Source organism: Bacillus sp. PDNC022 (assembly GCF_016919285.1).
GTDB lineage: Bacteria > Bacillota > Bacilli > Bacillales > Bacillaceae > Bacillus > Bacillus safensis.
In genome coordinates, this window is the sequence record NZ_CP070345.1 from 3774841 (window position 1) to 3801748 (window position 26908).

Below are 26908 nucleotides of genomic sequence, written 5' to 3' on the forward strand. Positions count from 1 at the left end.
CCTGACGCCAAATCGTCAGGTGTTTTTCCATTCGATGCATATAAATTGGGTAAATTCGACTTATTTAGACTTTAATAAGTTAAAAAAGTAAAGAACATAGTAGTACTTCCGATATATATACTATCTTACTAAAAGGAGTTTTCTTTTTTATGAAATTCATACAGTATTTCAGAAAGCCATCTATCTCAAAAAAGCTCGTATTCTCTTTCTTATTTATTCTTTTATGCCCAATCATCGTATTGGCATTCTCTTCATATCATACGGCTAGCACCTCCTTAAATGATCAAATTATGCAAAGCGCAAAGGAAAACGTAGAGCAGCTAGATAAAAATATTACGAAGGTTGTAAAAGTGAAAACAGACGCAGCCGATTTCTTTAGCAAATGGATCACGGAGAAAAAGCTGAAGCAAAAAGGAACGACCGATATTCAAGGACGCTTTGAGCAGTTCATGAGTATGAATGATGACACAGAAGGCATTTTTGTCGCTTCAAGTGACGGCAAAGTGTTTTCAAGATATCCTAATCAAAAAATGCCTGCAGGTTATGTCGCAACTGAGCGTGATTGGTATAAAGACGGCTGGGCGAAAAACGGTGAGCTGTCTGTTTCAGCACCATATGCAACGGCTTCAACCGGTACACTTGTGGTAACCATTTCTAAAAAACTAGAGGATGGATCAGGCGTCATCGCGATGAACCTAAATATTGCAAATCTAGTTAAAGAGTCCAATAGCATTAATATTGGGAAACAAGGCTTTGCCTTTATTGGAAGTCCAGATCGCACATATGTGGCGCATCCAAATAAAAAAGCGGGAACAAAAATATCTGGTGGTGAATGGTTAGAAAAACTGTATTCACAAGATAACGGATCGATGAGCTATATGTTTGAAGGAAAAGAAAAGCAAATGGAGTTCACCACAAACAAGGCGACTGGCTGGAAAATTGCCGGTACGATGTTTGTCAGTGAAGTAGAAGAAGCTGCACAGCCAGTCTTTAACATGGCCGCCATCATTTTAGCCGGTGCGCTTATCATTGGCGGAATTTTGATCTTCTTTATCATCCGTTCCATTACAAAACCGCTTTCCACTCTTGTCTCTTCTTCGAAGAAGATCAGTCAGGGAGATTTAACAGAAAAAATTGATGTCCGCTCAAAAGATGAAATTGGACAGCTTGGCACAAGCTTTAATGAAATGAGTGAGTCCCTAAGAGATGTCATTCAAGCTGTACAAACATCTGTTGAGAATGTCGCTTCATCATCTGAAGAACTGACGGCGAGCGCAGGTCAAACAACAAAAGCAACCGAACATATTACATCATCTATTGAAACATTCTCAAACGGCAACGAAAATCAAAACGAAATGGTGGAGCAAAGCGCGGCTCATTTAAAACAAATGAATGAAGGACTGAACGAAGTTGCCGAAACGTCTGATGTCATCACAGCGTCATCTGTTCAATCAAAAACAGTCGCGGAAACAGGTGGACAGCTTGTGGAGCAAACAGTTGGCCAAATGAAGACGATTGACCATTCAGTAAAAGAAGCTGAAGGTGTGATCAACGGACTAGAACATAAATCAAAAGATATCACAAACATCCTAGGCGTGATTAACGGCATTGCGGATCAAACGAACTTACTTGCACTAAATGCTGCCATTGAAGCAGCACGCGCAGGCGAGTCAGGCAGAGGCTTCTCTGTTGTTGCGGAAGAAGTCCGTAAACTAGCGGTTCAATCATCGGATTCAGCAAAAGAGATTGAAAAGCTTGTGAATGAAATCGTCTCTGAAATTGAAACATCTCAAAATATGTTCAAAGCAGTGAATGAAGAAGTGAAAAATGGTCTTACTATTACAGATCAAACGAAAGAAAGCTTCTCACAAATAAATGAGCAAACAGCGGAAATCGCAGCAAGAATTAATGAAATGAATACAACGGTGCGCGAGCTTTCAAAAGGATCTGAGCAAATTTCTAAAGCAGTGAATGAAATTGCAGATGTATCAAGAGAGAGTTCAGCAAGTATCCAAGATATCGCAGCATCTGCTGAAGAGCAGCTTGCTTCTATGGAAGAGATTAGTTCTTCATCCACGACTCTTTCCCAAATGGCGGAAGAATTACGTGATTTAATTAAAAAATTCAAGATCAGCGAATAAGGTCAAGTGGTTCTCCTCAAGGGGAACCGCTTTTCTTTTTAAGAGGTCATCTCGTACAATAGAAGTAATTAAAAGAAGAGGAGAGATAGTATGCGTTTATCAGATAAGAAGGTCATTGCGTTTGTCAGTGATGATTTTGAAGATTTAGAGCTATGGTATCCGGTTCTGCGTTTAAGAGAAGAAGGGGCGACTGTCCATCTTGTAGGTGAAAAAGCAAATCATGAGTATATCGGGAAGTATGGTGTGCCGGCGGTATCAGATGCAGATTTTTATTCCATCCAAGCTGATGATTATGATGCTGTGCTAGTCCCTGGCGGATGGGCGCCTGATAAACTGCGCCGCTATCCAGAAGTATTAGAGATCGTCCGTACATTTGATGCGAAGGAAAAACCAATCGGGCAGATTTGCCATGCCGGCTGGGTGCTGATTTCAGCAGGAATCTTGAAAGGCAGACAAGTGACAAGTACACCCGGTATTAAAGATGATATGACAAATGCTGGTGCGGACTGGTTCGATGAGGCAGTGGTCACAGATGGCCACCTCATCTCCAGCAGACGTCCGCCAGATCTTCCGCCGTATGTGAAAGCATTTGCGGATGTGTTAGCGTCAAAATAAACGACTGACGCGAAACGTAAAAAACAAAGGGCGAACAAAAAATAATTTCGCCCTTTGTTCATCATTTCATGCCCTATACATTTTGTCTGTCGGCAGGATACATCACACCCATTTGTCTTCTCGCTTCATCCATGACGGACATGGTTTGAACAGATAGGGCAAAAGTGTTGACCGGAGACTGCCCCAATCCTTGCTGAATACACTCAATAAAATGATTGATTTCATAAGACATAGCTGGCTGATCATCTTTGAGAGAGACGTCAGTTTGATGTCCGTCACGGTCATGTATCGTGATTCGTGAAGGACGGTGGAATTGATCAATCACCATCGTGGCATCCTCGCCTTGAATTTCAGCCGATAAATGAGACGTTGAAATTTTAGAATGAAAAAGAAGTGCTTGATGCCCGTCATACTGTAAAAGGACTGAGCCGTTCCCATCCACACCAGAAGAAAGCTTATAGCCCCTCGCGGTAATTTGATTCGGCAGACCAAATAAGTATATGGCTGGGTAGACTAGATACACACCGATATCCATTAAAGAACCATTGGATAGCTCAGGCTTAAAGGCATTTGGAAGCTCGCCGTTTCGATAGGCATCATATCTTGAGGAATATTTACAGTAATGCGCGACCACCTGCCTGATAGGTCCAAGCTGATCAAGATGCTGTTTGATTTGAAGAAAGTTTGGCAGAAATGTCGTTTTCATCGCTTCCATCAAACACACTTGATGTGTTTTCGCTGCGGCAATCATTTCTTCCACTTCTTTTCGATGAGAGGCGAATGGTTTTTCGCATAAAACATGCTTTTGATGCTCCATCATCAACATGGCTTGCTCTTTATGAAGGGCATTTGGGCTCGCAATATACACGGCATCAAACGTATCACTTTCCGCCATTTGTTGTAAGTTCGTAAAAACCGTATCAATCCCATATTTTTCGGCAAAGGCCTGTCCTTTTTCAGCGGACCGTGAATAGACGGCTGTACATGTAAAATCAGCAATTCCTTCACCAGCCTGTAAGAATAGATCTGTAATCCAGTTCGTTCCGATGACAGCAAATCGAATCATGTCATTCCCTCCTTCTGCTTTTCTCTGATTATACATGCTTTGAAAGCGTTTGTATGAAAGAATATTCTTTTTATTGAAAAGCCGATGAAACCTTTATATAGGCTGATGCGTCTTACATAAAGGATATAAATGTACGAAAAGTGGGTAGTTTCTTCCTTCTTCGGGTAATACTCAGGATAGAAGGGAGAGGAGGAAACATGAAGCGCGTCCTGCATATAGGAAGTACATACACCTTTGCGCTTTTATTCATAGCGGCTGGTATTTTTCATGTGATAGAGCCGAGCGGCTTTGCCCGCATGATGCCAGGTTGGCCATTTCCATATGTAATGGTCTATGCGACTGCATGTCTTGAATGGCTGCTGGCCGTGCTGTTGCTTTTGCCGAATGTCAGGGTCGCAGCGGCAAAATTCATTGCTGTCTATCTTGTACTCATTTTCCCCGCAAACTTATTTGCTGCAAGTAAGGGAATACCATTTCCAGGTCAAGAAAATACAGAACAAGCCTTGCTATGGATAAGGCTTATTGTACAGCCGATTCTCATTGTATGGGCGATGTCTATTGCAAAATGGAAAAAAAGCTGAAACAATGACGACCATATCATGATCAAGTAGTGTACAATTTACTCATAAAATAGCCCGTGTTTGGAGGAACGATATGAACTCTATGCAAATGTGGAGCAGTCGATTTAAAAAAATTTTTCTTGATAACAAGTTTGTTCTCTTTTTACTCGTTCTGTTATTAATTGGATTGAATATCCTTGTTTTCATGAAAACATCATTTATTTTCACACCGCTCATTGTACTCGTCAAAACCATTGCCTTACCGATTATTTTAACGGGGGTCGTGTATTATTTATTAAATCCAATTGTCAACTTGTTAGAGAAAGCAAGAATCAAGCGGATCTATTCCATTTTGCTTTTATATATTGTCATTATTGGGATTATTACAGTGACCATCGTGTCCATTATTCCTTTTTTACAAGCTCAAACCATGAGTCTATTTCATAATCTTCCGAAATACGTCGATACGGTAGAAGATCAAATTAGACAATTAACAGGAAGTAACTTTATTAATCAAGTGCAAAACTCGATGAACTTTAACGTGTCTGAATTGGTAAGTAAAGCATCCAGTCAAGCGACGAAGATTTTGGAAAGCACCTTTACCGGTGTAGGAACATTCTTAGGGGCGCTCACAGAAATTATCATCTCGATCGTGACTGTGCCGTTCATTTTGTTTTATCTATTAAAAGACGGCAAAAAGCTGCCTGACTATCTATTGAAATTTTTCCCAAGTAAAATGAGGGAACATACACATATCATGCTTCACGAAATGAACCACCGTCTGAGCTCGTATATTCGCGGACAGATCATTGTCAGCTTCTGTATCGGTGTTCTTCTGTTAATCGGTTATATGATCATTGGACTTGACTATGCGCTGCTGCTCGCTATCATTGCTGCATGTACAAGCATAGTCCCTTACCTTGGTCCAACAATTGCGATTACACCAGCGATTGTGATTGCACTTGTGACGTCACCAGTAATGCTGTTAAAACTTATTATAGTCTGGACAGTGGTTCAGCTAGTTGAAGGGAAATTCATTTCTCCTCAGGTGATGGGGAAAAACCTGCATATTCATCCCATTACGATTATTTTTGTTATATTAACAGCTGGTAAATTGTTCAACGTGGTCGGCATCATTGTCGCTATTCCGACGTATGCCGTTCTGAAGGTCATCACGACCCACTTGTTTGATTGGTTCAAAATGCGGTCCAATTTGTATAAAGAAGAGAAGGTTTGATGTCATAATCTTTTTTTGAAAAAAATATAGTATCATAAAGACGAGCTTTCGATGAAGGAAGCTTGTCTTTATGTGGACATAGATGTTTGGCGTGTTCAAAAGATCAGAATTGAAAGGAAAGAAAATCATGAATCTATGGGATTTATTCGTGGCACTGGTTTTAGGAATTGTCGAAGGATTAACAGAGTACGCACCTGTTTCATCTACAGGTCACATGATCATTGTCGATGATCTTTGGCTAAAATCAAAGGAAATTATTACGCCAGAAGCGGCCAACACATTTAAAGTCGTGATTCAGTTAGGCTCAATTTTAGCTGTCATGATCGTGTTTAAAGATCGTATTTTAAACTTATTGGGCTTAAAGAAAAATATCACCGAAGAACAAAAGCGCAGCGGGCATAAACTGACCATTGCCCAAATTGCTGTTGGACTTGTTCCTGCCGTCATTTTAGGCTTCTTATTTGAAGATTATATTGATAAATACTTGTTTGACGTCAGAACGGTCGCTGTCGGTTTGATTTTAGGGGCAGTGCTGATGCTTGTCGCTGACTGGATCAATAAACGGAAAACAGAAACAAGCTCTGTCGATAACATGACTTACAGACAGGCGCTTTATATCGGACTGTTTCAATGTTTGGCATTATGGCCAGGCTTCTCGCGCTCAGGTTCGACAATCGCAGGCGGGGTTATTCTTGGTTTGAATCACCGTGCTGCGGCAGACTTTACATTTATCATGGCGATGCCGATTATGGCGGGAGCAAGCTTGTTAACCCTTGTGAAAAATGCCGAATATTTAACAACAGACATGCTGCCATTCTTTATCGTCGGCTTTGTGAGTGCGTTTGTTGTGGCTCTCTTTGTTGTTCGATTCTTCCTAAAACTAATCAATAAAATCAAACTGGTGCCTTTTGCGATATACCGAATTATCCTAGGTGTGATTTTATTTATCCTGTTCATGTAATACTGTAAACTACTCTTTTATAAGAGTAGTTTCAGCGTGTAGACAAACCCTCGCATTCTGTGTCAGGTCTGCGCTCCGGTGCTCACGAATGTCAATTCGCTCCGCTCCGGTGCTCGTCCTTCCTAGACTGCAAAGGTTTTCTATCACGCTGAAAAGAAGACAAAGGGCTAAAATCAAGAACATTTTAGCCCTTTGTCAACAATCTGAAACTACTCTTTTATAAAGAGTAGTTTTTTTGTTATTCCGCCTAATTAAACAGTAAAAACACCCTTTTAATTGGTAGAATAAGATTTTTTTTCATAAATTAGTGTTTAAGAGACAGAGAAAGGGGTAGTACATAAACATACCAATTAAAGGAGGAGTTAGAAATAATGAGAAAAACAAGCAAAATGTTTGTTGGTTCTGTCATCGCTACGTCAATGATTGCTGCCCCTCTATCTCTTACGACTTTTGGTCAAACGGCTGAAGCTGCTACAACAACAGGGGTTGATGGAAGTGTCTCTATTGATCCAGTAGCCATTGCCGATAAAATTGAACAAGCAGTAAAATCATCTCAAAATCGTGATGGATTCGTAAAAAATGCGGCGTACAGTGCATTCTATGAAGCAGGTCAAAACTACAACGTTGTTGTCCAAAACTTAAGCCAAGATCACGACTTTAGCGGTCTGAACAATGTTGTCTACTATGATAGTGTTGAATATGACGGTATTACATTTGGTATTTGGGTATTTGAAGATGGTACGTTTGTCAACAATGGTGATGGTGGATATATTAACTGGACGTTTGTTGGCAGCTTTGATCGAGAAGATGGAAGTGGAACTGTCGATTTTCATAAAAGATTCTAATCTTAAAAGTCTGCCGGTGAATCGGCAGACTTTTTTTATAACGCACATTCTTCTATTTCAAACCCTAAATCTTCAATGATGTGATGATCCATTTGGACTTGCTGGCCTTTTGTTGTTAAATAATCACCAACGAAAATGGAATTTGCCGCATAAAGTGCGAGCGGCTGGAGTGTCCGTAAATTAAACTCTCTTCCTCCGGATACCCGAATTTCCTTTGTTGGATTGACAAATCTCATCATTGCCAGCACTTTCAATGCTTTGATCGGGTGTGTTCGTTTTTGATGCTCGAGCGGTGTTCCCTCGATGGCATGAAGAAAGTTGACTGGAATTGAATCCGCATCAAGTGCTCTAAGCGCAAAAGCCATTTCAACGATCTGCTGATTGGTTTCACCCATTCCAATAATGACCCCTGAGCAAGGTGACATGCCAGACTGTTTGACCTGCTCAATGGTCGACACGCGGTCATCGTATGTATGAGTTGTCGTAATTTGAGCATGATGATCATGATGTGTATTGATATTGTGATTATACCGATGAACACCCGCCTCCTTCAGCCGCTTCGCTTTGTCTTCATTTAATAACCCAAGACAGGCACACACTTTCAAAGGCATCGTTTCAGTGATCTCCTTGACTGCTGCAGTGACTTCATCTAATTCCCTATGAGAAGGCGCTCTCCCGCTTGCCACAATACAATAAGTCCCGGCTTTTCTATTGAGTGCCTCACGCGCGCCAGCCACAATGGTTTTTTGATCAAGCATTGTATATCTTTCAACTGGTGCTTTTGAAATCATCGACTGTGAACAATATCCGCAGTTCTCAGGGCAATATCCACTTTTTGCGTTAAAAATCATATTTAATTTCACCTTTTTTTGAAAAAAATGAAATCGTACCTGATAGGCTGCGTGCATAATAGGTAACAATTCTCTATCGTCAGCTTCAAGAATGTCTAGACCCTCTTGCGCCGTGATCGGTTCATTTTTCAGCGCTTTCTCCGCTATCGCTTCCCAAGACAAAGATATGTGTTTTATCATCATCAGCTCCTTAAAATGTCAACTTATTATAAATAAAAGTTAACATATAGGTTAGTCTATAGCAAGAATTGAATGTCTAGCTGGTTTTAGAGAATTGTCACATTATTAAAGGCGATGATATGATGTCATCGCCTTAAGCTTAATAAATTTAAAAGAGTTTTAGTAGGTAATTGTATAGTTGTTAATCACAAGTTCACCATCTGAATTTAGATAAGATACTTTAACAAAGCCAGGTTTTAAAAAGTAAATCCAAGTGAAATTTGGAGCAGTTTGTTTCAGTTCAACAGCATCTGTACTACCGGACAAAGTTATTTTACTGATTGGAATTGAAAAAGCACCAGACCATCCTACCTTAACTTTACGGTCGATCGTAATTACTTTATTCATAATAGGAGCTTTTGCTATGACTGGTTCTTTTGGCTGTGCAGCTGCATGAGCACCTTCAGTTTGGGAGAACGTAAGAGCACCTAAAGCAACTAAAGACAATGTACAGACTTTCATGAATTTTTTCATCGGTAACACTCCTTTTTTTGGTATATACATATATTAATATTAATAGAATTATATGTCAATTATAATATGTAAAAAAAGAGTGATTTTGGTGAAAATTGTCACATATTATGTTGGAAAGACATGATTTTTTATTCATATGCTCTTTCTTTTTTAGGGGAAAAAAGAGGTATAAAAAAAGCTGGGTTCATCCCAGCAACATAAATCATGATGGAAAGAGATGATCAATGGTCGTCTCGCTGTTTTGGCTGACGGCCTTTTTGCTTCTCTTTCTCTCTAATGTAGTTAATAAAATCGATGGTTTGTCTTCGTGCTTCTTCGGAAAAATCTGAGGCTGCTTTAAACGCAATTTGCAAATCAGGATCGTCTGCAAGATCGTCGGCGGGCCTGTCTTTGTCCTTACCTGTGAGAAGATAATCGGTTGAGACTCCATATAACTCGGCAATTTTCACAATCATTTCACCGTCGGGCTTTCTCAAGCCATATTCCCAGTTTGCATAGGTGGACATCGCCTTTAATCCGAGTTTTTTAGCAACTGTTGACTTGCTCCATCCATGCTTCTCTCTTAATTTAGTTAAAATCTTCCCAGTTAAATTATCCATCGGAAACACCTTTTTTCATGTTATGAGTAAATTTTATCACGAATTACACGGAAAAGATAAATAAATACACAAAAAGAATAAAAATATGATTGACTTACTCGTTTCGTGTATATTATCATAAGGAATATAACTTACACATATTGAGTAAGAGGTGGAAAGATGAAACTTGAAAATTTACGAGAAGAGCGCATATTGCAAGGAAAAACACAAACCTATATGGCGAAAAAACTGGGATATAAGTACACAAGCGGCTATGCGAATATCGAAATGGGCAGAACGAAGCCTAGCTTAGAAATAGCAAAGCATATTGCAGATCTGCTGAATACCGGTGTTCAAGAGCTTTTTTTTGGTCAAAAGTTACACGAAAAGAGTAATTTCTTGAAAGAAGATCGGTTCTTAAAAAAGGGGAGACGAACAGAATGAATATTGAGCATCCAATAGTGACACAGATGAATGACTTTGGCTATCCAAAAAGCTGTTGGTTATATGACATGAAACGATATGGATACCAAACAGAAATTGAGGACAGTTTGGAGGCCTCTGAAGAAGATGAGACATCAGCTGACGTTTGATGCTAGAAAAGAAGCGCAGGTTTGCTTAGAGCAAGCTGGCGGCTGGATCGCCTTTCATCATCAGAAACCGATGTTTGTTTTTGCCACAGCAGAAGAGAAAGAGACATATATGACCCTCCTGGAAGCTAAGGTCGATGAGGCAAAAAAAGGAGGAATCAGGCCGACGTGAAACGATGGAAGCAAATCATCACATTCTTGAAATGCTTGCTCAAAGCGAGTAAAAATGAACAAGACATCCGCCAATGGGCAGAGGATGACGGGAGATCATAACATGGTCATCCATTTAATCATTGAGCATGAGCATTTGTTAACAAAGGAGGCATTGATGAAACGAATACGATCAGCTGCAAAAGTACAATGCCCGCAAAAATTAGAAGGCGCACTATCACTTGAGATTCGTTTATTTGATCACATGCCGCTTGACATGGCTGACTGTCAAAAAAAGCGTACATACGCAGAAAAAGGATTGATACGCCCTGTACACGTCAGCATCTTTCAGCCAAGTCTACAGCATATTCAAGAAGCACTTCATTCTATAGCGAATGAAGTCCCTCTGCAGATTGTCGATTTAAGAGTTTCCCAGTTTTATAGTATGTGTCCAAGAGTTGAAATCATTATCAATACGGTAGGTGGTGGCACGAGGCCATTACCAAAAAAGGAGACAAGCATATGAACGAGCCAAAACAATTACTCATTCAAGAAAACCAAACATTTGTCGGTGAGATGGAAAAAGGGAAAATTCAAGTCATCGTGTTAGATGGGAATGTAGGAACGGCTTATAAAATGGATGTACCTGAACATGGAAAAACCATTATTCAAACGGCAAAAGGTCATTTTGCAAGAGTAGATCACGAGATTGGTTTTAAAATCAGTTAACTGACTGAACATATCAAAGCACAATATTAAGTCCAAGACGGAAAGCCTGCGGACACTGATCAAAACCCTGCTAAAAGGGGATCTGATTGGTGTCCGTTTTTTATTTTCTTAAAAAAGGGAGAGAGCCAATATGCAAGATTTACTCATTGAATATAAAAGAGCATTAAAGAATGCTAGAAAACAATATGAACCATTTAAAGAAAAAGAAGAACATCAGCTGTCCGTTCAAGATAAGCATGATAAAAAAATGATCGCCAGCATGGTGAGCGATCTAGAATACGTAGTAGAATGGCTTCAAATCGGAAGAGAGCCAGGTGCACGCAGAGGATTAGACAGACGTTCAGTCTATCAGCGTACCATCCTCGCAAATCCAGAAGTGTTAGAGGCTTTATCACATGAATATACCCTTATTCAAGAGAAAGAAAGAGAAGTCAGTGAGAGAGACAAAAAACGAATTGATGAAGCTTTGTCTGTTTTAACAGATCGAGAAAAGGACGTATTCTTTATGCACACAACACAAGGGTTATCGTTTAGCGAGATTGCGGTCATGCTGGATGTCAAAAAAGGAACTGTCCAAAAACATATGGAAAGAGCGCGGACGAAGATGTCCAAAAAAGTACAAGAACGCCTATTCAGAGCTGCTGAATAGGCGTTTTTTCTATCCGAAAATAAATCAGTGAAAGCTTGTCTTACAGTTGCCACCTATAGTTAGAAAGACCAAACGAATGTTTGCTAGCCCTACACAAATGATTCCTTCAGAGGGAATCGTTCGAATTAAAAGGAGGCGGCAGGTGAATGTAAATGAAAGATAAACGGATAGAGGCCAAGCAGGATTATATGAAGGGGATGACGTACCAGCAAATTGCTGATCATTACAATGTCTCGATCAATACCGTCAAATCGTGGAAAAGGCGATACGGATGGCAAAGACAAAAAACATCGTCAAAGCAAGCACACTCGATTTTCAATCAATTTCTTTCAGATGAAACGATTGAAATCATGGAGAAAATGGATGGACGCACATCACTTGATTTAATCTGGGACCAAATTCAAATTCAATATGCAGCCATAATTCGGGCGCAGCGAATCATGTATGTAGCAGATCAAGAGGACATGATCAAAGAGCTGAAAAAGGCGGCATACATGCCATCTTCATTAGAAGAAACAGGAGAAGGCATTCAGACAGAACTAGACATCACCTCAGAAGAATACTCGTTTCAATTTTCATGGGATCGGCATGCCACGTTTTTAAATGCACAATCCCGTGCAATGGGTGAACTCAGGCGTCTAATAAAACAGTTTGAAGAGCTCGCACATGCAAAGGATGAACGAAGATTGAGGCTGAAGCAAATTGAACTGACGATCGAAAAAACAAAAAAGGCAGTGCGTGAAGAAAAAGAGGAAGATCTTCAAATTATGATCAAGCGAAAAGAGGACCACTCATGACGCCATTGATTGAAAAAGAAGTCAATCCTCACTTTGAACACTTTCTATTCGATTGGAATCAAAAGTTTCAATTTTTAGTAGGGGGCTACGGCTCCTCTAAAAGCTATCACATTGCTTTAAAGCTCGTCTTAAAGCTGCTGGAAGAAAAACGGACAGCACTTGTCATTCGAGACGTGTATGATACGCACCGCGAATCAACCTTTTCTCTATTACAAGAGATCGTCAGCGACCTCGGCATCGACCATGTGGTAAAGTGCCGAAGTTCGCCGCTTGCACTGACGTTTCGAAACGGCAGCAGCATCTTATTTAAAGGGCTGGACAAGCCTGAAAAATTGAAATCGATCAACAACATCTCGATCATTTGGATTGAGGAATGTTCAGAGGTTTCTTATGAAGGCTTTAAAGAGCTGCTTGGAAGGCTGAGGCATCCATCCTTACCGCTTTATATGATGTTATCGACCAATCCCGTTGGTCAGGATAACTGGACGTACCGACATTTTTTTCGAGATGAACAGCTAAAGCGTTTTGTTTTAGATGACGAAACCTTATACAAAAAGCGAACTGTTGTCATCAAGGATACGTACTATCATCACTCCACGGCGGAAGATAACCTATTCCTTCCTAAAAGCTACGTGAGGCAGCTGGATGAGCTGAAAGAGTATGATCCGGATCTCTATCGTATTGCGAGGAAGGGGTATTTCGGCATTAATGGCACAAAGGTTTTTCCTCAATTTGAAGTGAGAAGCCATTCTGACGTATTAGAAGCCATTCAACAGATTGACAGACCGCTGAAACGAGCAGGCATGGATTTTGGATTTGTTGAGTCATACAATGCGCTCATTCGATTAGCTGTCGATCATGAAAAAAAGTACTTATATATTTATTGGGAATATTATGACCGCGGGAAGACAGATGATGAAACAGCCATTGACTTGAAAGAGTTTATTGAAACAAAGGAACTGATTAAAGCCGATGCAGCCGAACCTAAAACCATTCACTATTTTCGGCAGCGCGGCTTTCAAATGGTGGCCGCACATAAGTTTCAAGGCTCACGTTTGCAGTATACAAAAAAGATCAAACGTTTTAAGAAAATTATTTGTTCTGATGCTTGTCCATATACCATCTATGAACTTCAATCACTAACCTATAAGGCAGATAAGGATGGACGCTTAGAGGAAGATGAATTTCAAATCGATCCGCACACATTATCAGCCATCTGGTATGCGCTGGATGATTATGAAGTGACAGATTTGAAGCAGACCGCCTCGGAGCGAGTCCGTCCAAACAGAGAGAGGAGGTCCATACAATGAAACAATTGAAAGCAACCATTATGAAGGCAAACATGTCTGATCATACAAAACAAATGTATGCAGATGAATTTTCCTACGAAAAGGATGACATTGTTCCCCCGCCTTACAATATCAATGAATTAAAAAGCATGGCAGAATATTCAACCATTCTTCAGCAATGTATTGATGCGTATAAGACCAATATTTTAGGCTTTGGTTTTGGTGTAGAATATGCCTTTGACTTTAATGCAGAAGGTGTGAAACCAGCAAAAAAGAAGGCCGCAGAGAAGGAATGGACAAGACTTGAAGAGTTTACGAAATACATGAACTATGATGAATCAGCCGATGTAGTGCTTGGCTATGTCATCGAAGACCGGGAGAAAACGGGCAATGGTTTTTTAGAGGTGCTCCGAGATGGTCAGGGAAAGCCGGCAGGAATCGAGTATTTAGATGCGCTCCATATCCGTATTTGCAAGCTGAGTGAGCCAGTCGACGTCGAATTCCAGTACACAGAAAACGGTGAATTGAAAACAATGAATCGAAAGAAACGATTCCGTAAATATGTGCAGGTGATCAATGAAAAGAAAGTCTTCTTCAAGGAATATGGTGATCCGCGCATTTTACATTGTGAAACAGGTAAATACGATGACACCACCCCAGAGCCGCTGCGCGCAACAGAAGTAATTCATTTTAAAATCGGCAGTGGAACGTATGGAATTCCCCGCTGGATTGGCAACATCGTCAATATGTATGGAGCACGCAAGGCAGAAGAGCTGAACTACCTTTATTTTAAACAAGGGCGGCATGTACCTGGTGCCATCATTGTCGAAAATGGAATGCTGTCAGAGTCTTCCTATCAGCAGCTTCAGGATTATATGGACGATATTGAAGGCTCTGATCATGCACATAAGTTTCTCTTGCTTGAAGTTGAAGGACTCCCGACAGAAAAAGGGTTAACTGGAGAAGAAGATGTCTCAAATGTCAAAGTGAACTTTAAATCCCTAGCAGAGATCTTGCAAGAAGATGCACTCTTTTTAGAATACGATGAAAAAACAAGAAACAAAATCCGCTCTGCTTTTCGCCTGCCGCCTATTTACACAGGTGAGTCTCAAGACTATAACAAAGCGACAGCCGATACGGCGCGGAAAACAACAGAAGAACAAGTATTTCAGCCTGAACGGCATCTTATCACAGGAAAACTCAATACACTTTTCCTGCCGGATCTTGATATTTGGCATGTTCGTTTCCTATTAAATGGTCCTGACTTTAGAGACCCATTAGAGATTGCCAAAGTTCTAACACCGTTTATTCAGGCTGGGGCAGTGTCACCAAACGATTTGCGAGATCTGGCAGGACGTATTCTTGGGAAAACGTTAGAGGAATGGCCGGAGGATCTTTATCACAGACCTTTAGAAAGCCGCATGACATCAGCTGAAGAACAGTCTCAACGAGAGACGAATCAGTTGAAGGAATAAACCGAAGCGCATGCGCTTTTTTGAAAGGGGGTGAACATATGCCAAGAGAATTAAAAAACGCAAAAATTACGCATGTTTCCTATGTAGACAGAGCAGCAAACAAAAAGAAATTCTTTTTGATGAAGGCAAAGAAAAAGCAGCCTGACTTTCAAAAGGAGGTCAGTGTGCTGACAAAGGCAGAAGATGCTCATCGCCTTGTGTATGGTGTCGTGTATGAACCGAATACACCTGATGCACACCAAGACTTTATGTCTGCCAAAGAAATTGAAAGAGCGGCACATGGTTTTATGAAGGATGCCCGCCACATTGACAAGCAGCATGATTTTCAACATGGTGTTGGCGAAGTTGTTGAATCATACATCGCACCAGCTGATTTTGAAGTAGGCGGTGAGCTGATTCGAAAAGGATCTTGGGTGCTCGTGACAAAGGCCTCGCAAGAGATTTGGGATCAAATTCAGAAAGGCCACATTACAGGATATTCAATGGCTGGAACGGCGGACATTGTAGCAATAGAAGAACAAGATCAGCTCTTATCTCAAAGCACGAATGAGAGAGGGCTTTTTTCTTTGTTGAAAAATTTCTTTTTGAAAGAGGAAGGTGCAAACATGTCACAACAATTTTGGAGCGTTTTAGACCACCTGCTGGAAACCTTACAGTCAAGTGATGGTGATGAGGCGGGTGTAAGAGCAGCGCTTGAGCAATTGCTGCCAATCGTGCAGGACATTTTGAAGACAGAAGATGTGCTTCAAACGATTGGTGAAAAGCCAGCCTCCGTACAAAAACAAGATGCCGCTTTGACGACGGAGCAAGTACGAGAGCTTGAAAAAGCAAAAATGGCTATCGAAAATGTCTTACAGCAGGCCGAACAGCAGGAAACAGATCAAACAGGGGAAGAACCTGTCCAAAAGGTGCTTGAGCAAGTCGTTGCACCGATTCGTCATCAGCTTTCTTCCTTAGAGAAATCAGCCAGCAGAGAAAAAGCAGCACTTGAACAAGTGCTTCAGCAGCAGCTTTTGCCTATTTCAGAGCGGATTCACATGCTTGAAAAAGCACGAGGCATGTCAAAACAAACAATCCACGATACACAAAACGACAGTACAAAGCCCGTATGGGATGGCTTACTATAAGCCTAAATAAGGAGGAAACAGTGTGAGAAATCAAGAGTTGATTCGCAAGGCCGAAATGACACTTGCCAGCTTAAAAACCGGCGGTCTCATGAACGCAACCCAATCCAACACATTCATTAGAATGATGCAAAATACACCAACCGTCTTAAATGATGCACGTATCATTCCAATGGAAAGTGATTCACAAAAAATCGAAAAAATCGGCTTTGGCCAGCGTATTTTGCGCCCAGCAGAAGAAGGCAAAGCACTTGATGCGAAAGACCGTGTTGTCCCAGCGACAAGCACTGTCCAGCTAAACGCGAAAGAGGTCATCGCAGAGATCCATATGACCTACGACAGCATTGAAAACAATATTGAGAAAGACGGAATTCAGCAGACGATTATGCAAATGCTTGCTGAACGAGCAGCGGTTGACATTGAAGAGCTCATCGTCAATGGCGATACGACTTCAGCAGATCCATTTTTAGCTCAAATGGATGGCGTGAGAAAACAAGCAGTATCTCATATCGTAGATGCTAATGGAGCGGAAATCAGCCGCCAAATGTTTAAGCAAGCCTATAAAGCGATGCCGTCAAAATATTTACGTGTGCCTCAGGATTTCCGTTTCTACACATCCCCAAGTTTAGAGGTTGAGTGGAAGGATCAAGTAGCAAACCGTCAGACAGGCCTCGGAGATGCGGCCATTCAAGGCGGACTTTCTTCTGCATTCGGTGTGCCGGTCAAAGGTCTTGCCAATATGCAACCATATGACGAAGCGGGAACAGACGTATCAGATATTTTGCTGACACACCCTAAAAATATTATCGTAGGTTTCTCTCGTAATATTCGAATTGAAGTAGAAAAAGATATTCGCAGCCGTAAATTTATTATTGTCCTCACAGCGAAGCTAGACAGCAAATTTGAGGAAGAGGATGCTGTAGCAAAAGTGATGAAAGTGAAAGAGTAGGTGACGGCAGGCCATGATCATTTCTGCTGAAGAACTGCAAGCCTATTCTGTATTTGATCGTGTGAAAAATCGATCTGTGGAAAGACTGACAGCAGATATTATCGAAGCGGAAGCTGCGGTATTTCAGATCGTAGGTCACGATTTCTCAAGTGAAAAATATCAGCCCCTCCCTGAAAAAGCAAGAATCGCATTATTAAAAATGGCCCAATATTTTGCCATGCTGAATGATGACGAATCTATGATGAAAGGCTTTACGTCAGAAAAAATGGGCGATTATTCATATGCGAAGGCATCTGATCAAGTGAAAGGCAGACCCTATGTATATGCCTTGCTTGTAGATTACATTGAACCAACATTGACCGGCGGCAGTGCCAAACTAAAGGTGAGATCATTATGAGCTATCAATCTCTATTAACAGATCGCTGTGATCTTTTTCACCTTGAGCATAAGGAGTCTGCCCGCGGGAAATTTGGAATTCCAGCTGATGATTTACAAATGACACTTTCCTATCCCGATGCTCCCAGCCTAGCCGATCTAGCATGTTATGTCATAGAAAAGAACCAGTCACTTGTGCAAGAAGAGCCGAATACAGTCATTTATCAATCCTATCTTGTCCATTTTCCTTTAGCAAGTGATATTCGCTTGCATGACAAAATAGTGTGGAATGGCGTGTCACTCAAATTACAGCAGCCTAAAAAAGTGAAAAATCATCACATCGAAGTGATGGCAGTCAGGAAGGAAAATCTATGAAAATTGATGGACTTGACCGGCTGCTTTCACAGCTGCAGACAGCGTGTGATGGCGGCTTAAAGGCAGAATATCAAGATTGGCTGGAGGACATGGGCCTACAGTTTTTAGACATCATTCAGGATGAATTAATTAAGGAGAACGCTGTCGATACAGGCCGGCTTCTAAACTCCTTTAAGCAAGGCGGCAAGGAGAATCATTTTCTCATTTCAAAAGGCGGTCTCACACTTGAAGTGGGAACGCAGCTTGAATATGCCTCCTATGTCAATGACGGACATGCCACTTCTTCAAGTGGAGAGCGAAGATGGGTGCCTGGCAGATGGACTGGCAGCCGCTTTGAATATGATCCAAATGCAAGTACAGGAATGATGCTTGCCTCTCAATGGATTGATGGAAATGGCTACTGGGATCATGCTGTCATGCTCTATGAGCAAATGTTTGAACAGTCGCTGGATCGAAAGCTGCAAAGCTGGTTCGATCGACATTTTGGGAGGTGATGGAATGAATCAAGAAGTCGGGGCAATCATGCATTATATCTACACACACTTTCCTGTGACAATGTATGATCGTCTTTTGCCAGAACGCTTTCAAGTGCCATCCGTTTATGTGCCGCCTGTGACAGTGATCAGTGGTCCAGATACGGTCTCTACCTTTATGAAATCTTATTCGCTGCAAGTGAAAATCTTTCATATTGATACAGAAAAAGCACATGATGCGGCAGAAACAATCGTTGATGCATTGCTTGCTGATCGTCAAATCATTCAGATGATGAGTGAAGACGGAGAGGTGCTTGATGATTATGTCCGCATAAAAAGAGTGGAAACAAGAATGATAGATCAAGGCGTAGCAGCGATTGTCCTGACGTGGGATAGCAGCTATTGGTATAACCGTGACAAAGAGGCAAGCCTTGAAGATATCAACTTTTCAGATGGGGTGATCAAACGTGAGCAAGACTAAAAATGCTCAGCCTGCTCAAACAGCCGGCGAAGAAAAAGAATTTGGCTTTTCATTTGAAGCCTTAAAGGAGCACAGTAAGGATCTTTTTGGGGTCAAACCAGAAATCCTTGAAGGGGCTCTTTTTTATATCAAACATCAACCAATTACAAAAACAGAAGCGAAAAAGCACATTGATGCTTTTTTGTCCAAGGAGGTTTAAAGGATGAACGGAGGCACTTTTACACCAGGTACAGAGAAAAAGCGTCCTGGCATTTACTTTAATTTTAAAACAACAGCAGAGCAGCGAATTACTTTAGGCGATCGAGGTACGGTGGCACTTCCTCTTGTGATGAGCTGGGGAGAACCAAAAACCTTTATTTCCGTTTCAAATATGGAAGATTTAAATAAAAAGATTGGACTCAACATTGATGATAAGTCACTTCTTCTTTTCCGTGAAGCAAAGAAAAAAGCGCAAACAGTCTTGCTTTACCGCCTCAATGAAGGTGAGCCGGCCAAAGCCGAAATTGCTGAAAATTTTGTAGTCACAGCAAATTATGGCGGCCAAAAAGGAAATGAGATCACAGTACAAGTGGCAGAAAATGTACTTGATAGTAAAAAACGCGATGTGATCACTTATCTTGGAACAGATATTGTGGATAAACAGGTCGTCACTGATGTCAAAGACCTTGTGAAAAACAAATACGTTCAATTTTCTGGTGAAGGTGAAGCCGTCATCACAGCTGGTGTGGCACTAAGCGGCGGGAAAAATGGCGTGGCAAGTGTCGCAGATTATACAGCTTTCCTAGAAGCAGCAGAAACAGAATACTTTGATGTCATTGCCCTTCCAGTCGATAATAGTGAGCAATTAAAAGCAACCTTCGCTTCATTTATCGAGCGTTTGCGTGATAAGCAAGGACGTAAGGTGCAAGGGGTTGTGGCGAATTATGCAGCGGACCAAGAAGGAATTATCAATGTGACAAGCGGCGTTGTACTCGAAGATGGAACAGAACTAACACCTGCTCAAGCAACAGCATGGGTCGCAGGTGCAAGTGCTGGAGCAAATTTCAATCAGTCATTGACCTTTGTTGAATACGAAGGAGCAGTCGATACATTAGAACGCCTTGACAATGATCAAGTAGAATACCGATTATCACAAGGGGAGTTCCTTTTCACCTTTGATGCGAGAGATCGTACTGTGAGTGTTGAAAAAGATATTAACTCCTTGACAAGCTTTACAGCTGAAAAGAGCCAGCAATTGGCGAAAAATAAAATCATTCGTGTGCTTGATGCGATCAACAATGATTTAACATTCGAATTAAAAAATCTGATTAAATTACGTAAAGCCAATGGCAATGACATTCCAGCATCAGATGATGGTGTGCAGCTTGTGAAAACACTGATTACCCAGTATCTCACACAGCTTCAAGATGGCAGCGGCATTACAGGCTTTAATTCAGAAACAGATATCGTGATCGGTCTCAATGAAGATCGTGATGGATTTATCATCGATTTAGCGGTTCAACCAGTAGATGCAGCAGAAAAATTCTATTTCAATGTGGAGGTGAAGTAAGATGGCTTTTAAAGCGCAAAATACAATTTCAGGTAAAGAAGGTCGTCTTTTCTTAGAAGGTGAGGAACTTGCATTTATCAAAACCTTCGAAGCAAACGTGGAGAAAAACAAATCAGAAGTCAACGTCATGGGCCGCCGAATGACTGGCCATAAAACAACGGGAGCAAACGGAACAGGAACGGCAACATTCTATAAAGTTACGTCCCGTTTCGTTCAATTAATGCTCAATTATGTGAAAAAAGGAGAAGATCCATATTTCACTCTTCAAGCTGTCATTGACGATAAATCATCAGGCCGTGGCACTGAGCGTGTGACATTATTTGATGTCAACTTTGATTCTGCTAAAATCGCTGGATTGGATGTTGATTCAGAGGCACTTGAAGAAGAAGTTCCTTTCACATTCGAGGACTTTGATCTGCCTGAAAAGCTGAAGAATACATTCTAAGAAAAGTGGAGGAAATTAGCTAATTAATTAGCTAAATAACAGCTGAATATGCTATAATGCAGTTGTAATACAACTGTCTTGAAAGCCGTCTTAATTTCGTCTGGTAACGTCTTGTATTCGATTCATTAAAATATGTTTACATGCAAAGCAATTTGCATAAAATAAAAAGAAGCCAGGATGCTCTAACATCCCGGCAATGTACAATGAGGCCCTTCAAGGGGCTGGCTTATCGAATAGGTTCTTTAGGTAGACTTCCCTTTAACCTTCCACAGCTCAAGGGGAGTCTATTTTTTGTCTATATACGTCAACAAAGTAAAGATAAACATCCCGAATAAAAGCATAAGGGAAATCGCTTCAAATGTTGACATACGCATCACCCCCTTCCTATCGGGGATGAGCCAGACGCCCTTGAGCAAGCCGTTCAATTGTACAATTTAAATTATACATGAAAAGATTGGAAAGCACATTCAAAAAATGGATGTGCTTTTTTGCATTCAAAAAAACATAACAAAGGGAGTTTTTAAACATGAGTGAAAAACAAACATTTGATCTTTCATTTTTTATGCCAGGACAAACAGTAGAAGCGGAAGAAGTCAAAGTGCCGATTTCTAAGCGTTTTGTTGATAAAAAAGGGAATGTCATTCCTTTTGTCTTTAAAGCCATTACAACTGAACGTATTGATGAATTGGAAAAAGAAAACACAACTTTCAAAAATATCAAAGGCAGAGGACGTGTGAAAGACTTAGACAGCCAGCGCTTCTACGCACGGATTGCGATTGAATCGACGATTTACCCAGATTTCCGCTCAAAGGAATTAAGAGAAGCCTACAGCACACAAGATCCAGTTGAAGTAGCAAAACGGGTCCTGTCAGTCGGCGGTGAATATGCGAACTGGTTAAACAAAGCGATCGAAATCAACGGATTCGAAGATGAAATTGAAGATTTAGAAGAAGCAGCAAAAAACTAATAAAAGATGGGGATAAAGAAGCGGTGTTTTTATATTACGCGATGCACGAGCTTCACTACTCCCCATCTGAACTCCTAGATTTATATGAAGCACCAAGACCATTCAAAGCATTCCTTTTCGGACTTATCAGCTACAAGCTAGACATGTTAGAAAAAGAAGCAAAGAAAGGAGGTAAATAAATGGCGAAACTTACAGCGCGATTTGAATTAGAAGACCGGGTGTCGAAAAAGCTATTACGCATTCAAAAACGATTTCAAACGTTTGAGAAGCAGCTCAAACCATTTAGAAAACCGGTAAAAATAAGCCTAGAAATGGATGAAAAGAATTTAAGAAATCTCACTTTAGCGCTTCGGAAAATTTCAGTATTTTCCATGAGGCTGGATCAGGGAATCTATCGTGATCTAAAAGCATTGAACAATCAGTTAAATATGATTCCAAATCATCTGATCATATCCATTCAAGCGAAGGGACTGGATGTCATCAAATCCAGTATAAATCGTTTAAAACAAATGGGAACAACCCCCATTATGATGACGTTTAAACTGAACGATCAATTGTCAGGTAAAATATCATCAATCAAAAAATCAATCCTTCAGCTCATCAACAGAACGTACTATATGAGATTAAACATGGTTGACCAAGCCACCGCAGCAATTCAACGAATCAAAAAGACACTCAAAAGCTTGACGATGTCCAAACACGAAATCAGAGTGTCAGTTCAAGACAATGCAAAAAGTAAGCTGAAAAAACGAGATCAGGCAGAGTCTGTTGTGAAAGAAAAAACCATAAAAAAAGAGCCTGAGGTTGCTAGTCCGTCAGCTAAAACGGATGAACCTAAACAGAGTTTGCTACAGAACTTTGCCAATAAAGGATTAAATGAAATTCAAAAATATGCAGGTGACGTTGCAGACAAAGTGAAGGAAAAATTGAGTCCTAGAAAGTTTTGGGATGAAAAAGCACTTCCTTGGGTTGAAAATAAAATAGAAGAGTACAAACAAGATGTGATCGGAAGAATTAAAGAGAAGATTAAATTTAATCCTGAAGAAAAACTAGATCAATGGGTGAAGACTGGATTAGATCGCCTCTTTGGTACAAGTGATCAATCAAGTGAAAACAACAGTACGACTCCGGCGCCAACAACAGCTCCGACAACTGCACCAACGACGGCACCAACAACAGCTCCGACAACTGCACCAACATCAACACCATCTAATTCGGCTCCTAAAACGCAGTCTAAGCCGCGAGGTGGAAAAGGTTTGTTTCGCAGTAGTTGTTGCCCTTGTTGTGCAAGAGGTATAAGCAGCCGAGGATCTACTAAAGCGAAAAATGGCCGTTCACCGAGACGACCAACAAATCCAAATGCCACATCAAGAACCGAAATGAATAGAAGGCCTCCAAGTAAATTAGGGAAACTGAAAACAAATGCAGGTAAGCTATTTGGAAAAATCCCTAGTGGACTAAAGAAAGGTGGCAAGGGGTTAAGTGGACTAGGGGATGCGATGAAAAATATCGGTAAAGGGAGCGGTAAATTATTAAAGAAAGTACCTATTCTAGGTGGTTTACTTAGTGCAACAAATTTAATCGGTATGAAAAAAGAGAATGCTGGTGAAAAGATCGGTACGACTGGAGGCGGTATCGCCGGCGGGATGGCAGGTGCAGCAGCAGGTGCAGCTATTGGAAGCGTAGTTCCAGGAGTAGGTACAGCCATCGGTGGTCTAGTAGGCGGCATCGCTGGAAGTATGGGCGGCGAATCTATCGGTGAAACGATCGGAAAATGGTTTGATGGAGGCGGATTTGAAAAGATTGGTCAAAAAGCCATTGAAATCAAAGACCAAATTGTTGAAGTTTGGTCAACAGTTGCGACTTGGTTCACAGAAAATGTCTGGACACCATTAAGCAGCACGGTTGTCACAGTAGCGTCATCCATCTGGTCGAGTTTAGTCAATGCCTGGACGTGGATTCAAGAAACATTCAGTACAGTTGCAGGGTGGTTTATTGAAAACGTCTGGACACCGTTAAGCGGTACAGTCGTTACGGTAGCAACGACCATCTGGTCAAGCCTAGTCAATGCCTGGACGTGGATTCAAGAAACATTCAGTACAGTTGCAGGGTGGTTTATTGAAAACGTTTGGACACCGTTAAGCGGTACAGTCGTTACGGTAGCAACGACCATCTGGTCAAGCCTAGTCAATGCCTGGACGTGGATCAAAGAAACATTCAGTGCGGTTGCAGGCTGGTTTATCGAGAACGTTTGGACGCCGCTAAGCAGCACAGTTGTTACAGTCGCTACAGGAATTTGGACGGCATTATCAAATGCATGGAAAAAAATACAATCAATCTTTGGGGCTGTATCGACATGGTTTATGGAGAATGTGTGGAATCCACTTGTAGATACTGTAGGAACCATTAAAGATAGTTTCGGGAAAAAGTTTGAAGAAGCGTATAAAGTGGTGACAGATATTTGGGATGGATTATCCAAATGGTTTAAAGATAATATTCAGACACCGATCGTAAAAGTGGCAGGTGCCATAAGTGATGGATTTTCTGCAGCATTTGGCTGGGTAAAAAAGATTTTTGACAAAGCAGGCGGTATTGTAGATGTAGTAATAAATTGGGTCGTTGGGAAGAAAAAACCTGATAATAATGCCACAGGCGGCTATATCACCCAGCCAACCTTATCATGGGTCGGTGAAGCAGGTAACGAATTTGTTATTCCAACTCAAAATAACCGAGGGCGCGGAAAAATGCTGCTTGCACAGGCTGCTTCTCATCTTGGAATGTCTGTTATGCCAAGCGGAGCAGCTGGAAAAAATCAAGTATCAAGTTCTCCAGCTCCTACAGCTGTAGCTGCATCATCTTCTGTCGGTTCAATAGACGGATCGGTCTCGATGACTGGGGACATTCAAGCCTCTAGTATTGGCGAGCAATTTAATAAAGATTTTGAACAAGGGTTAAACCGTAAAGTGATCTCTCTTGATCAATGGAAACAAAAGAATATTCAGCAGCCTTTTAGTCAATTGACATCAGACTCAGGAAAGTATGGTCAACAAACGGTTTCTGCCTTTGCAAATGGTCAGCAGATGACACCAACAGGAACAGATAGCTTCTTACAAAGTCGTGTAAAAGCACCATACCAACAAGTGATGACGGCATCACCAACTTGGGGTTCTGGGACGGTTAGTGGTTTTGCGACAGGGCAAAATGCCACATCAGTTGGTACTAGCCAATACGTAGATCAGCACATCAAACAACCATTCCTGCAAGCAAAACAAGAATCACCAGGCTGGGGTTCAGGAATGATTGACGCCTTTAACAGCGGCATGCGTTCCAAAGGAAGCGAAGTCACGCAAGCAGCCAAAGAAATGGCGAAGAAAGTAGAGCAGGCGTTTAGAGAGGAATTAGACATTCATTCCCCTTCACGCGTCATGATGAGTCTTGGGAAATTTGCATCGATCGGTGTCGTCAAAGGGCTCGACTCAGTTGATGTGAAAAAATTTGCCGAAAATCAGGCTGGTTCATTAATCGGTGCCTTCAGCGGTATGGGAGCTTCAGGTCTTAGTGTTCAGCAATGGCTCATGGCAGCTCTCATGGCAACTGGCACATCTATGAACTGGCTTCCAGGTCTGATGACCATCGCGCAGCATGAATCAAATGGAAATCCGAGAGCAATCAACTTATGGGATTCCAACGCCAAAAAGGGAACACCTTCTAAAGGCTTAATGCAAACCATTGGAACGACGTTTAACGCCAATAAAGGCAAGGGTATGAATGACATTTGGAACCCAATTCATAATGCCGTAGCAGCCATTAACTACATTAAGGGCAGATATGGAACAGTCTTCAACACGCCGGGATTACGAAGTATGAGAAGAGGCGGCCCTTATAAAGGCTATGCAAATGGCGGTTTGATTACTCAAGAGCAGGTTGCAAGAGTCGGTGAAGGAAATAAACGCGAATGGATTATTCCTGAAGAAAGAGGCATTCGCGGAAGGTATTTATTGACGCAGGCAGCCAAGGCACTTGGGATGCAAGTATATGATCCATCAAATGCATCTGCTCCTTTACCAGAAGCACAGATGCAGCAAGTCACCTCAGCTCAGACTACTGGCAGTACAACATCGTCAGGTAATAAACAGATTACGATTCAGTTCAATGGAGATCAGCATTTCCATAATGGACAAGACCAGCAATCGCTTGTCGAAAAAATTAGACAAATGCTTGTAGATGAACTAGAAGTAGAGCTTCATACAGGAACGAAGGGGGTCGTGATCGATGGGTAAATCAGTGTATCAATTGTGGATTTCCCAAGGAAAGGACAAGTTACGATTCCCTGTCCTTCCATCCGAACTCGAAATCACGAATAACGTACAAAATGAAACAGTGAAGGTCGCCTCTTTTGGAGAACTGACGTTTATTGACGTACCATCGGCGAAACAAGTATCATTCACCTCATTATTTCCTAAGAAATATTCGCCGATTGCTGAATATAAAAGCATTCCATCACCAGAGAATGCGATCGCGAAAATTGAACGAATGATGCGTTCAAAGAAGTCTGTACGACTGATTGTAACGGGAACAAAAATCAATATGACGTGCAGCATTGAAAGCTTTACCCATAAAGAAGGTTCATATGATATTGGCGATCGTGAATTTACGATCGAGTTAAAGGAATATAAAACTGCATCGCCTAGGAAAATCAAACGGAAGAAAAAAGCAAAACAAACGAAAAAGAAAAGGCCATCAAAAACACCACCAAAAATGTACACCGTCAAAAAAGGGGATACGCTATGGGCCATTTCTGGCAGGTTTTATGGCGACAGTACAAAATGGCGGCGTATTTGGAATGCCAATAAATTAGCGATGATTAAACGTAGCAGACGCAATATTAAGCAGCCGGGGCATTGGATTTTCCCTGGACAAAGGTTAAAAATACCACAATAGGGG

At 41.2% G+C, this 26908-nt stretch carries 33 protein-coding genes; 28 read left to right on the top strand and 5 right to left on the bottom strand.

The features are described 5' to 3' along the window. The first annotated feature begins 149 nt into the window (after nucleotides 1-149). Nucleotides 150-2141: a methyl-accepting chemotaxis protein gene (locus JVX94_RS19195; RefSeq protein WP_095409433.1), complete on the top strand. Its 1992-nt coding sequence runs from the start codon at nucleotides 150-152 to the stop codon at nucleotides 2139-2141. A 90-nt stretch (nucleotides 2142-2231) separates the two neighbouring features. Next, on the top strand, nucleotides 2232-2756 hold the full coding sequence (locus tag JVX94_RS19200; protein WP_144472287.1) for a type 1 glutamine amidotransferase domain-containing protein: 525 nt from the start codon (nucleotides 2232-2234) through the stop codon (nucleotides 2754-2756). A gap of 73 nt (nucleotides 2757-2829) precedes the next feature. On the opposite strand, the gene JVX94_RS19205 is transcribed toward JVX94_RS19200, so the two are convergent. Continuing rightward, a complete protein-coding gene (locus JVX94_RS19205; protein WP_197197738.1) occupies nucleotides 2830-3822 on the bottom strand; it encodes a Gfo/Idh/MocA family protein in 993 nt (330 codons plus the stop codon). 197 nt (nucleotides 3823-4019) lie between these two features. Here JVX94_RS19205 and JVX94_RS19210 point away from each other — a divergent pair, with 197 nt between their 5' ends. From JVX94_RS19210 to JVX94_RS19225, 4 genes are all read left to right on the top strand, one after another. Then, nucleotides 4020-4403 (top strand): DoxX family protein, encoded by a 384-nt coding sequence (locus tag JVX94_RS19210; RefSeq protein ID WP_205184144.1) that lies wholly within the window; start codon nucleotides 4020-4022, stop codon nucleotides 4401-4403. A 73-nt stretch (nucleotides 4404-4476) separates the two neighbouring features. Continuing rightward, nucleotides 4477-5619 carry an AI-2E family transporter gene (locus tag JVX94_RS19215; RefSeq protein WP_205184147.1) on the top strand — a complete coding sequence of 381 codons (1143 nt, stop codon included), beginning with the start codon at nucleotides 4477-4479 and terminating at the stop codon, nucleotides 5617-5619. Nucleotides 5620-5746: 127 nt separating this feature from the next. Beyond that, nucleotides 5747-6580, top strand: a complete 834-nt coding sequence (locus JVX94_RS19220) for an undecaprenyl-diphosphate phosphatase (protein ID WP_039183288.1) — start codon at nucleotides 5747-5749, stop codon at nucleotides 6578-6580. Nucleotides 6581-6951: 371 nt separating this feature from the next. Continuing rightward, on the top strand, nucleotides 6952-7425 hold the full coding sequence (locus JVX94_RS19225) for a hypothetical protein (protein WP_024423274.1): 474 nt from the start codon (nucleotides 6952-6954) through the stop codon (nucleotides 7423-7425). A 35-nt stretch (nucleotides 7426-7460) separates the two neighbouring features. Here JVX94_RS19225 and bioB read toward each other — a convergent pair whose 3' ends face one another. From bioB to JVX94_RS19240, 3 genes are all read right to left on the bottom strand, one after another. After that, nucleotides 7461-8456, bottom strand: a complete 996-nt coding sequence (gene bioB, locus JVX94_RS19230) for a biotin synthase BioB (protein WP_205184150.1) — start codon at nucleotides 8454-8456, stop codon at nucleotides 7461-7463. A gap of 159 nt (nucleotides 8457-8615) precedes the next feature. After that, nucleotides 8616-8969 carry a hypothetical protein gene (locus JVX94_RS19235; RefSeq protein ID WP_205184152.1) on the bottom strand — a complete coding sequence of 118 codons (354 nt, stop codon included), beginning with the start codon at nucleotides 8967-8969 and terminating at the stop codon, nucleotides 8616-8618. A gap of 221 nt (nucleotides 8970-9190) precedes the next feature. Next, complete coding sequence (locus tag JVX94_RS19240) at nucleotides 9191-9568, bottom strand: helix-turn-helix domain-containing protein (RefSeq protein ID WP_205184154.1); 378 nt, start codon at nucleotides 9566-9568, stop codon at nucleotides 9191-9193. Nucleotides 9569-9727: 159 nt separating this feature from the next. Between JVX94_RS19240 and JVX94_RS19245 the strand changes: the two genes are divergently transcribed. The 18 genes from JVX94_RS19245 (at nucleotide 9728) to JVX94_RS19330 (ending at nucleotide 20997) form a co-directional block, all read left to right on the top strand. Further along, nucleotides 9728-9991 carry a helix-turn-helix transcriptional regulator gene (locus JVX94_RS19245; RefSeq protein ID WP_205184156.1) on the top strand — a complete coding sequence of 88 codons (264 nt, stop codon included), beginning with the start codon at nucleotides 9728-9730 and terminating at the stop codon, nucleotides 9989-9991. After that, on the top strand, nucleotides 9988-10140 hold the full coding sequence (locus JVX94_RS19250; RefSeq protein ID WP_186318692.1) for a hypothetical protein: 153 nt from the start codon (nucleotides 9988-9990) through the stop codon (nucleotides 10138-10140). The genes JVX94_RS19245 and JVX94_RS19250 overlap by 4 nt, the downstream gene beginning before the upstream one ends. Continuing rightward, on the top strand, nucleotides 10118-10309 hold the full coding sequence (locus tag JVX94_RS19255) for a hypothetical protein (protein WP_223251022.1): 192 nt from the start codon (nucleotides 10118-10120) through the stop codon (nucleotides 10307-10309). The genes JVX94_RS19250 and JVX94_RS19255 overlap by 23 nt, the downstream gene beginning before the upstream one ends. 102 nt (nucleotides 10310-10411) lie before the next feature. Then, nucleotides 10412-10813, top strand: coding sequence for a RusA family crossover junction endodeoxyribonuclease (locus JVX94_RS19260; protein ID WP_095409426.1), 402 nt, complete (start codon nucleotides 10412-10414; stop codon nucleotides 10811-10813). Further along, nucleotides 10810-11016, top strand: a complete 207-nt coding sequence (locus JVX94_RS19265) for an XtrA/YqaO family protein (protein ID WP_025094214.1) — start codon at nucleotides 10810-10812, stop codon at nucleotides 11014-11016. Before JVX94_RS19260 ends, JVX94_RS19265 begins: the two co-directional genes overlap by 4 nt. Before the next feature lie 130 nt (nucleotides 11017-11146). Then, nucleotides 11147-11665 (top strand): sigma-70 family RNA polymerase sigma factor, encoded by a 519-nt coding sequence (locus JVX94_RS19270; RefSeq protein WP_039181011.1) that lies wholly within the window; start codon nucleotides 11147-11149, stop codon nucleotides 11663-11665. A 152-nt stretch (nucleotides 11666-11817) separates the two neighbouring features. Then, a complete protein-coding gene (gene terS / locus JVX94_RS19275) occupies nucleotides 11818-12462 on the top strand; it encodes a phage terminase small subunit (RefSeq protein ID WP_205184158.1) in 645 nt (214 codons plus the stop codon). 8 nt (nucleotides 12463-12470) lie between these two features. Beyond that, a complete protein-coding gene (locus JVX94_RS19280; protein ID WP_205185580.1) occupies nucleotides 12471-13772 on the top strand; it encodes a PBSX family phage terminase large subunit in 1302 nt (433 codons plus the stop codon). Then, nucleotides 13769-15226, top strand: a complete 1458-nt coding sequence (locus JVX94_RS19285) for a phage portal protein (RefSeq protein WP_095409422.1) — start codon at nucleotides 13769-13771, stop codon at nucleotides 15224-15226. Before JVX94_RS19280 ends, JVX94_RS19285 begins: the two co-directional genes overlap by 4 nt. A 38-nt stretch (nucleotides 15227-15264) precedes the next feature. Next, the gene (locus JVX94_RS19290; RefSeq protein WP_205184160.1) at nucleotides 15265-16353 is read left to right on the top strand and encodes an XkdF-like putative serine protease domain-containing protein; all 1089 of its coding nucleotides are present in this window, start codon (nucleotides 15265-15267) and stop codon (nucleotides 16351-16353) included. A gap of 22 nt (nucleotides 16354-16375) precedes the next feature. Then, nucleotides 16376-17299: a phage major capsid protein gene (locus JVX94_RS19295; RefSeq protein WP_024425904.1), complete on the top strand. Its 924-nt coding sequence runs from the start codon at nucleotides 16376-16378 to the stop codon at nucleotides 17297-17299. Nucleotides 17300-17312: 13 nt separating this feature from the next. Further along, nucleotides 17313-17696: a protein YqbG gene (gene yqbG, locus JVX94_RS19300; RefSeq protein WP_095409420.1), complete on the top strand. Its 384-nt coding sequence runs from the start codon at nucleotides 17313-17315 to the stop codon at nucleotides 17694-17696. Further along, the gene (locus JVX94_RS19305; protein WP_095409419.1) at nucleotides 17693-18049 is read left to right on the top strand and encodes a YqbH/XkdH family protein; all 357 of its coding nucleotides are present in this window, start codon (nucleotides 17693-17695) and stop codon (nucleotides 18047-18049) included. Before yqbG ends, JVX94_RS19305 begins: the two co-directional genes overlap by 4 nt. Beyond that, nucleotides 18046-18543, top strand: coding sequence for an HK97 gp10 family phage protein (locus JVX94_RS19310; RefSeq protein ID WP_205184162.1), 498 nt, complete (start codon nucleotides 18046-18048; stop codon nucleotides 18541-18543). Before JVX94_RS19305 ends, JVX94_RS19310 begins: the two co-directional genes overlap by 4 nt. A 4-nt stretch (nucleotides 18544-18547) precedes the next feature. Then, nucleotides 18548-19003, top strand: coding sequence for a phage tail terminator family protein (locus JVX94_RS19315; protein WP_095409417.1), 456 nt, complete (start codon nucleotides 18548-18550; stop codon nucleotides 19001-19003). Next, on the top strand, nucleotides 18990-19202 hold the full coding sequence (locus JVX94_RS19320) for a YqzN/YkzM domain-containing protein (protein WP_024425900.1): 213 nt from the start codon (nucleotides 18990-18992) through the stop codon (nucleotides 19200-19202). Before JVX94_RS19315 ends, JVX94_RS19320 begins: the two co-directional genes overlap by 14 nt. A 3-nt stretch (nucleotides 19203-19205) precedes the next feature. Next, the gene (locus JVX94_RS19325; RefSeq protein WP_095409416.1) at nucleotides 19206-20552 is read left to right on the top strand and encodes a phage tail sheath family protein; all 1347 of its coding nucleotides are present in this window, start codon (nucleotides 19206-19208) and stop codon (nucleotides 20550-20552) included. Between the two features lies 1 nt (nucleotide 20553). Next, nucleotides 20554-20997, top strand: a complete 444-nt coding sequence (locus tag JVX94_RS19330) for a phage tail tube protein (protein ID WP_024423257.1) — start codon at nucleotides 20554-20556, stop codon at nucleotides 20995-20997. A 284-nt stretch (nucleotides 20998-21281) separates the two neighbouring features. On the opposite strand, the gene JVX94_RS19830 is transcribed toward JVX94_RS19330, so the two are convergent. Continuing rightward, complete coding sequence (locus JVX94_RS19830) at nucleotides 21282-21371, bottom strand: putative holin-like toxin (protein ID WP_141211640.1); 90 nt, start codon at nucleotides 21369-21371, stop codon at nucleotides 21282-21284. A 152-nt stretch (nucleotides 21372-21523) separates the two neighbouring features. Between JVX94_RS19830 and JVX94_RS19335 the strand changes: the two genes are divergently transcribed. From JVX94_RS19335 to JVX94_RS19350, 4 genes are read left to right on the top strand one after another with little or no spacing between them, the layout of a single operon-like run. Beyond that, entirely contained in the window at nucleotides 21524-21964 is a 441-nt protein-coding gene (locus JVX94_RS19335) for a phage tail assembly chaperone (protein ID WP_039180982.1), read from the top strand. Between the two features lie 41 nt (nucleotides 21965-22005). Next, nucleotides 22006-22143: a hypothetical protein gene (locus tag JVX94_RS19340; RefSeq protein WP_095410046.1), complete on the top strand. Its 138-nt coding sequence runs from the start codon at nucleotides 22006-22008 to the stop codon at nucleotides 22141-22143. Continuing rightward, nucleotides 22144-26244, top strand: coding sequence for a transglycosylase SLT domain-containing protein (locus tag JVX94_RS19345; protein ID WP_205184163.1), 4101 nt, complete (start codon nucleotides 22144-22146; stop codon nucleotides 26242-26244). It begins immediately after the preceding gene. Then, nucleotides 26237-26905, top strand: coding sequence for a LysM peptidoglycan-binding domain-containing protein (locus tag JVX94_RS19350; protein WP_034282467.1), 669 nt, complete (start codon nucleotides 26237-26239; stop codon nucleotides 26903-26905). Before JVX94_RS19345 ends, JVX94_RS19350 begins: the two co-directional genes overlap by 8 nt. Nucleotides 26906-26908 lie beyond the last annotated feature (3 nt).

Coding starts and splice junctions, on each gene's coding strand:
- JVX94_RS19195 (WP_095409433.1), top strand. CDS start 150: ATGAAATTCATACAGTATTTCAGAAAGCCATCTATCTCAAAAAAGCTC.
- JVX94_RS19200 (WP_144472287.1), top strand. CDS start 2,232: ATGCGTTTATCAGATAAGAAGGTCATTGCGTTTGTCAGTGATGATTTT.
- JVX94_RS19205 (WP_197197738.1), bottom strand. CDS start 3,822: ATGATTCGATTTGCTGTCATCGGAACGAACTGGATTACAGATCTATTC.
- JVX94_RS19210 (WP_205184144.1), top strand. CDS start 4,020: ATGAAGCGCGTCCTGCATATAGGAAGTACATACACCTTTGCGCTTTTA.
- JVX94_RS19215 (WP_205184147.1), top strand. CDS start 4,477: ATGAACTCTATGCAAATGTGGAGCAGTCGATTTAAAAAAATTTTTCTT.
- JVX94_RS19220 (WP_039183288.1), top strand. CDS start 5,747: ATGAATCTATGGGATTTATTCGTGGCACTGGTTTTAGGAATTGTCGAA.
- JVX94_RS19225 (WP_024423274.1), top strand. CDS start 6,952: ATGAGAAAAACAAGCAAAATGTTTGTTGGTTCTGTCATCGCTACGTCA.
- bioB (WP_205184150.1), bottom strand. CDS start 8,456: ATGATAAAACACATATCTTTGTCTTGGGAAGCGATAGCGGAGAAAGCG.
- JVX94_RS19235 (WP_205184152.1), bottom strand. CDS start 8,969: ATGAAAAAATTCATGAAAGTCTGTACATTGTCTTTAGTTGCTTTAGGT.
- JVX94_RS19240 (WP_205184154.1), bottom strand. CDS start 9,568: ATGGATAATTTAACTGGGAAGATTTTAACTAAATTAAGAGAGAAGCAT.
- JVX94_RS19245 (WP_205184156.1), top strand. CDS start 9,728: ATGAAACTTGAAAATTTACGAGAAGAGCGCATATTGCAAGGAAAAACA.
- JVX94_RS19250 (WP_186318692.1), top strand. CDS start 9,988: ATGAATATTGAGCATCCAATAGTGACACAGATGAATGACTTTGGCTAT.
- JVX94_RS19255 (WP_223251022.1), top strand. CDS start 10,118: ATGAGACATCAGCTGACGTTTGATGCTAGAAAAGAAGCGCAGGTTTGC.
- JVX94_RS19260 (WP_095409426.1), top strand. CDS start 10,412: ATGGTCATCCATTTAATCATTGAGCATGAGCATTTGTTAACAAAGGAG.
- JVX94_RS19265 (WP_025094214.1), top strand. CDS start 10,810: ATGAACGAGCCAAAACAATTACTCATTCAAGAAAACCAAACATTTGTC.
- JVX94_RS19270 (WP_039181011.1), top strand. CDS start 11,147: ATGCAAGATTTACTCATTGAATATAAAAGAGCATTAAAGAATGCTAGA.
- terS (WP_205184158.1), top strand. CDS start 11,818: ATGAAAGATAAACGGATAGAGGCCAAGCAGGATTATATGAAGGGGATG.
- JVX94_RS19285 (WP_095409422.1), top strand. CDS start 13,769: ATGAAACAATTGAAAGCAACCATTATGAAGGCAAACATGTCTGATCAT.
- JVX94_RS19290 (WP_205184160.1), top strand. CDS start 15,265: ATGCCAAGAGAATTAAAAAACGCAAAAATTACGCATGTTTCCTATGTA.
- yqbG (WP_095409420.1), top strand. CDS start 17,313: ATGATCATTTCTGCTGAAGAACTGCAAGCCTATTCTGTATTTGATCGT.
- JVX94_RS19305 (WP_095409419.1), top strand. CDS start 17,693: ATGAGCTATCAATCTCTATTAACAGATCGCTGTGATCTTTTTCACCTT.
- JVX94_RS19310 (WP_205184162.1), top strand. CDS start 18,046: ATGAAAATTGATGGACTTGACCGGCTGCTTTCACAGCTGCAGACAGCG.
- JVX94_RS19315 (WP_095409417.1), top strand. CDS start 18,548: ATGAATCAAGAAGTCGGGGCAATCATGCATTATATCTACACACACTTT.
- JVX94_RS19325 (WP_095409416.1), top strand. CDS start 19,206: ATGAACGGAGGCACTTTTACACCAGGTACAGAGAAAAAGCGTCCTGGC.
- JVX94_RS19330 (WP_024423257.1), top strand. CDS start 20,554: ATGGCTTTTAAAGCGCAAAATACAATTTCAGGTAAAGAAGGTCGTCTT.
- JVX94_RS19830 (WP_141211640.1), bottom strand. CDS start 21,371: ATGCGTATGTCAACATTTGAAGCGATTTCCCTTATGCTTTTATTCGGG.
- JVX94_RS19335 (WP_039180982.1), top strand. CDS start 21,524: ATGAGTGAAAAACAAACATTTGATCTTTCATTTTTTATGCCAGGACAA.
- JVX94_RS19340 (WP_095410046.1), top strand. CDS start 22,006: ATGCACGAGCTTCACTACTCCCCATCTGAACTCCTAGATTTATATGAA.
- JVX94_RS19345 (WP_205184163.1), top strand. CDS start 22,144: ATGGCGAAACTTACAGCGCGATTTGAATTAGAAGACCGGGTGTCGAAA.
- JVX94_RS19350 (WP_034282467.1), top strand. CDS start 26,237: ATGGGTAAATCAGTGTATCAATTGTGGATTTCCCAAGGAAAGGACAAG.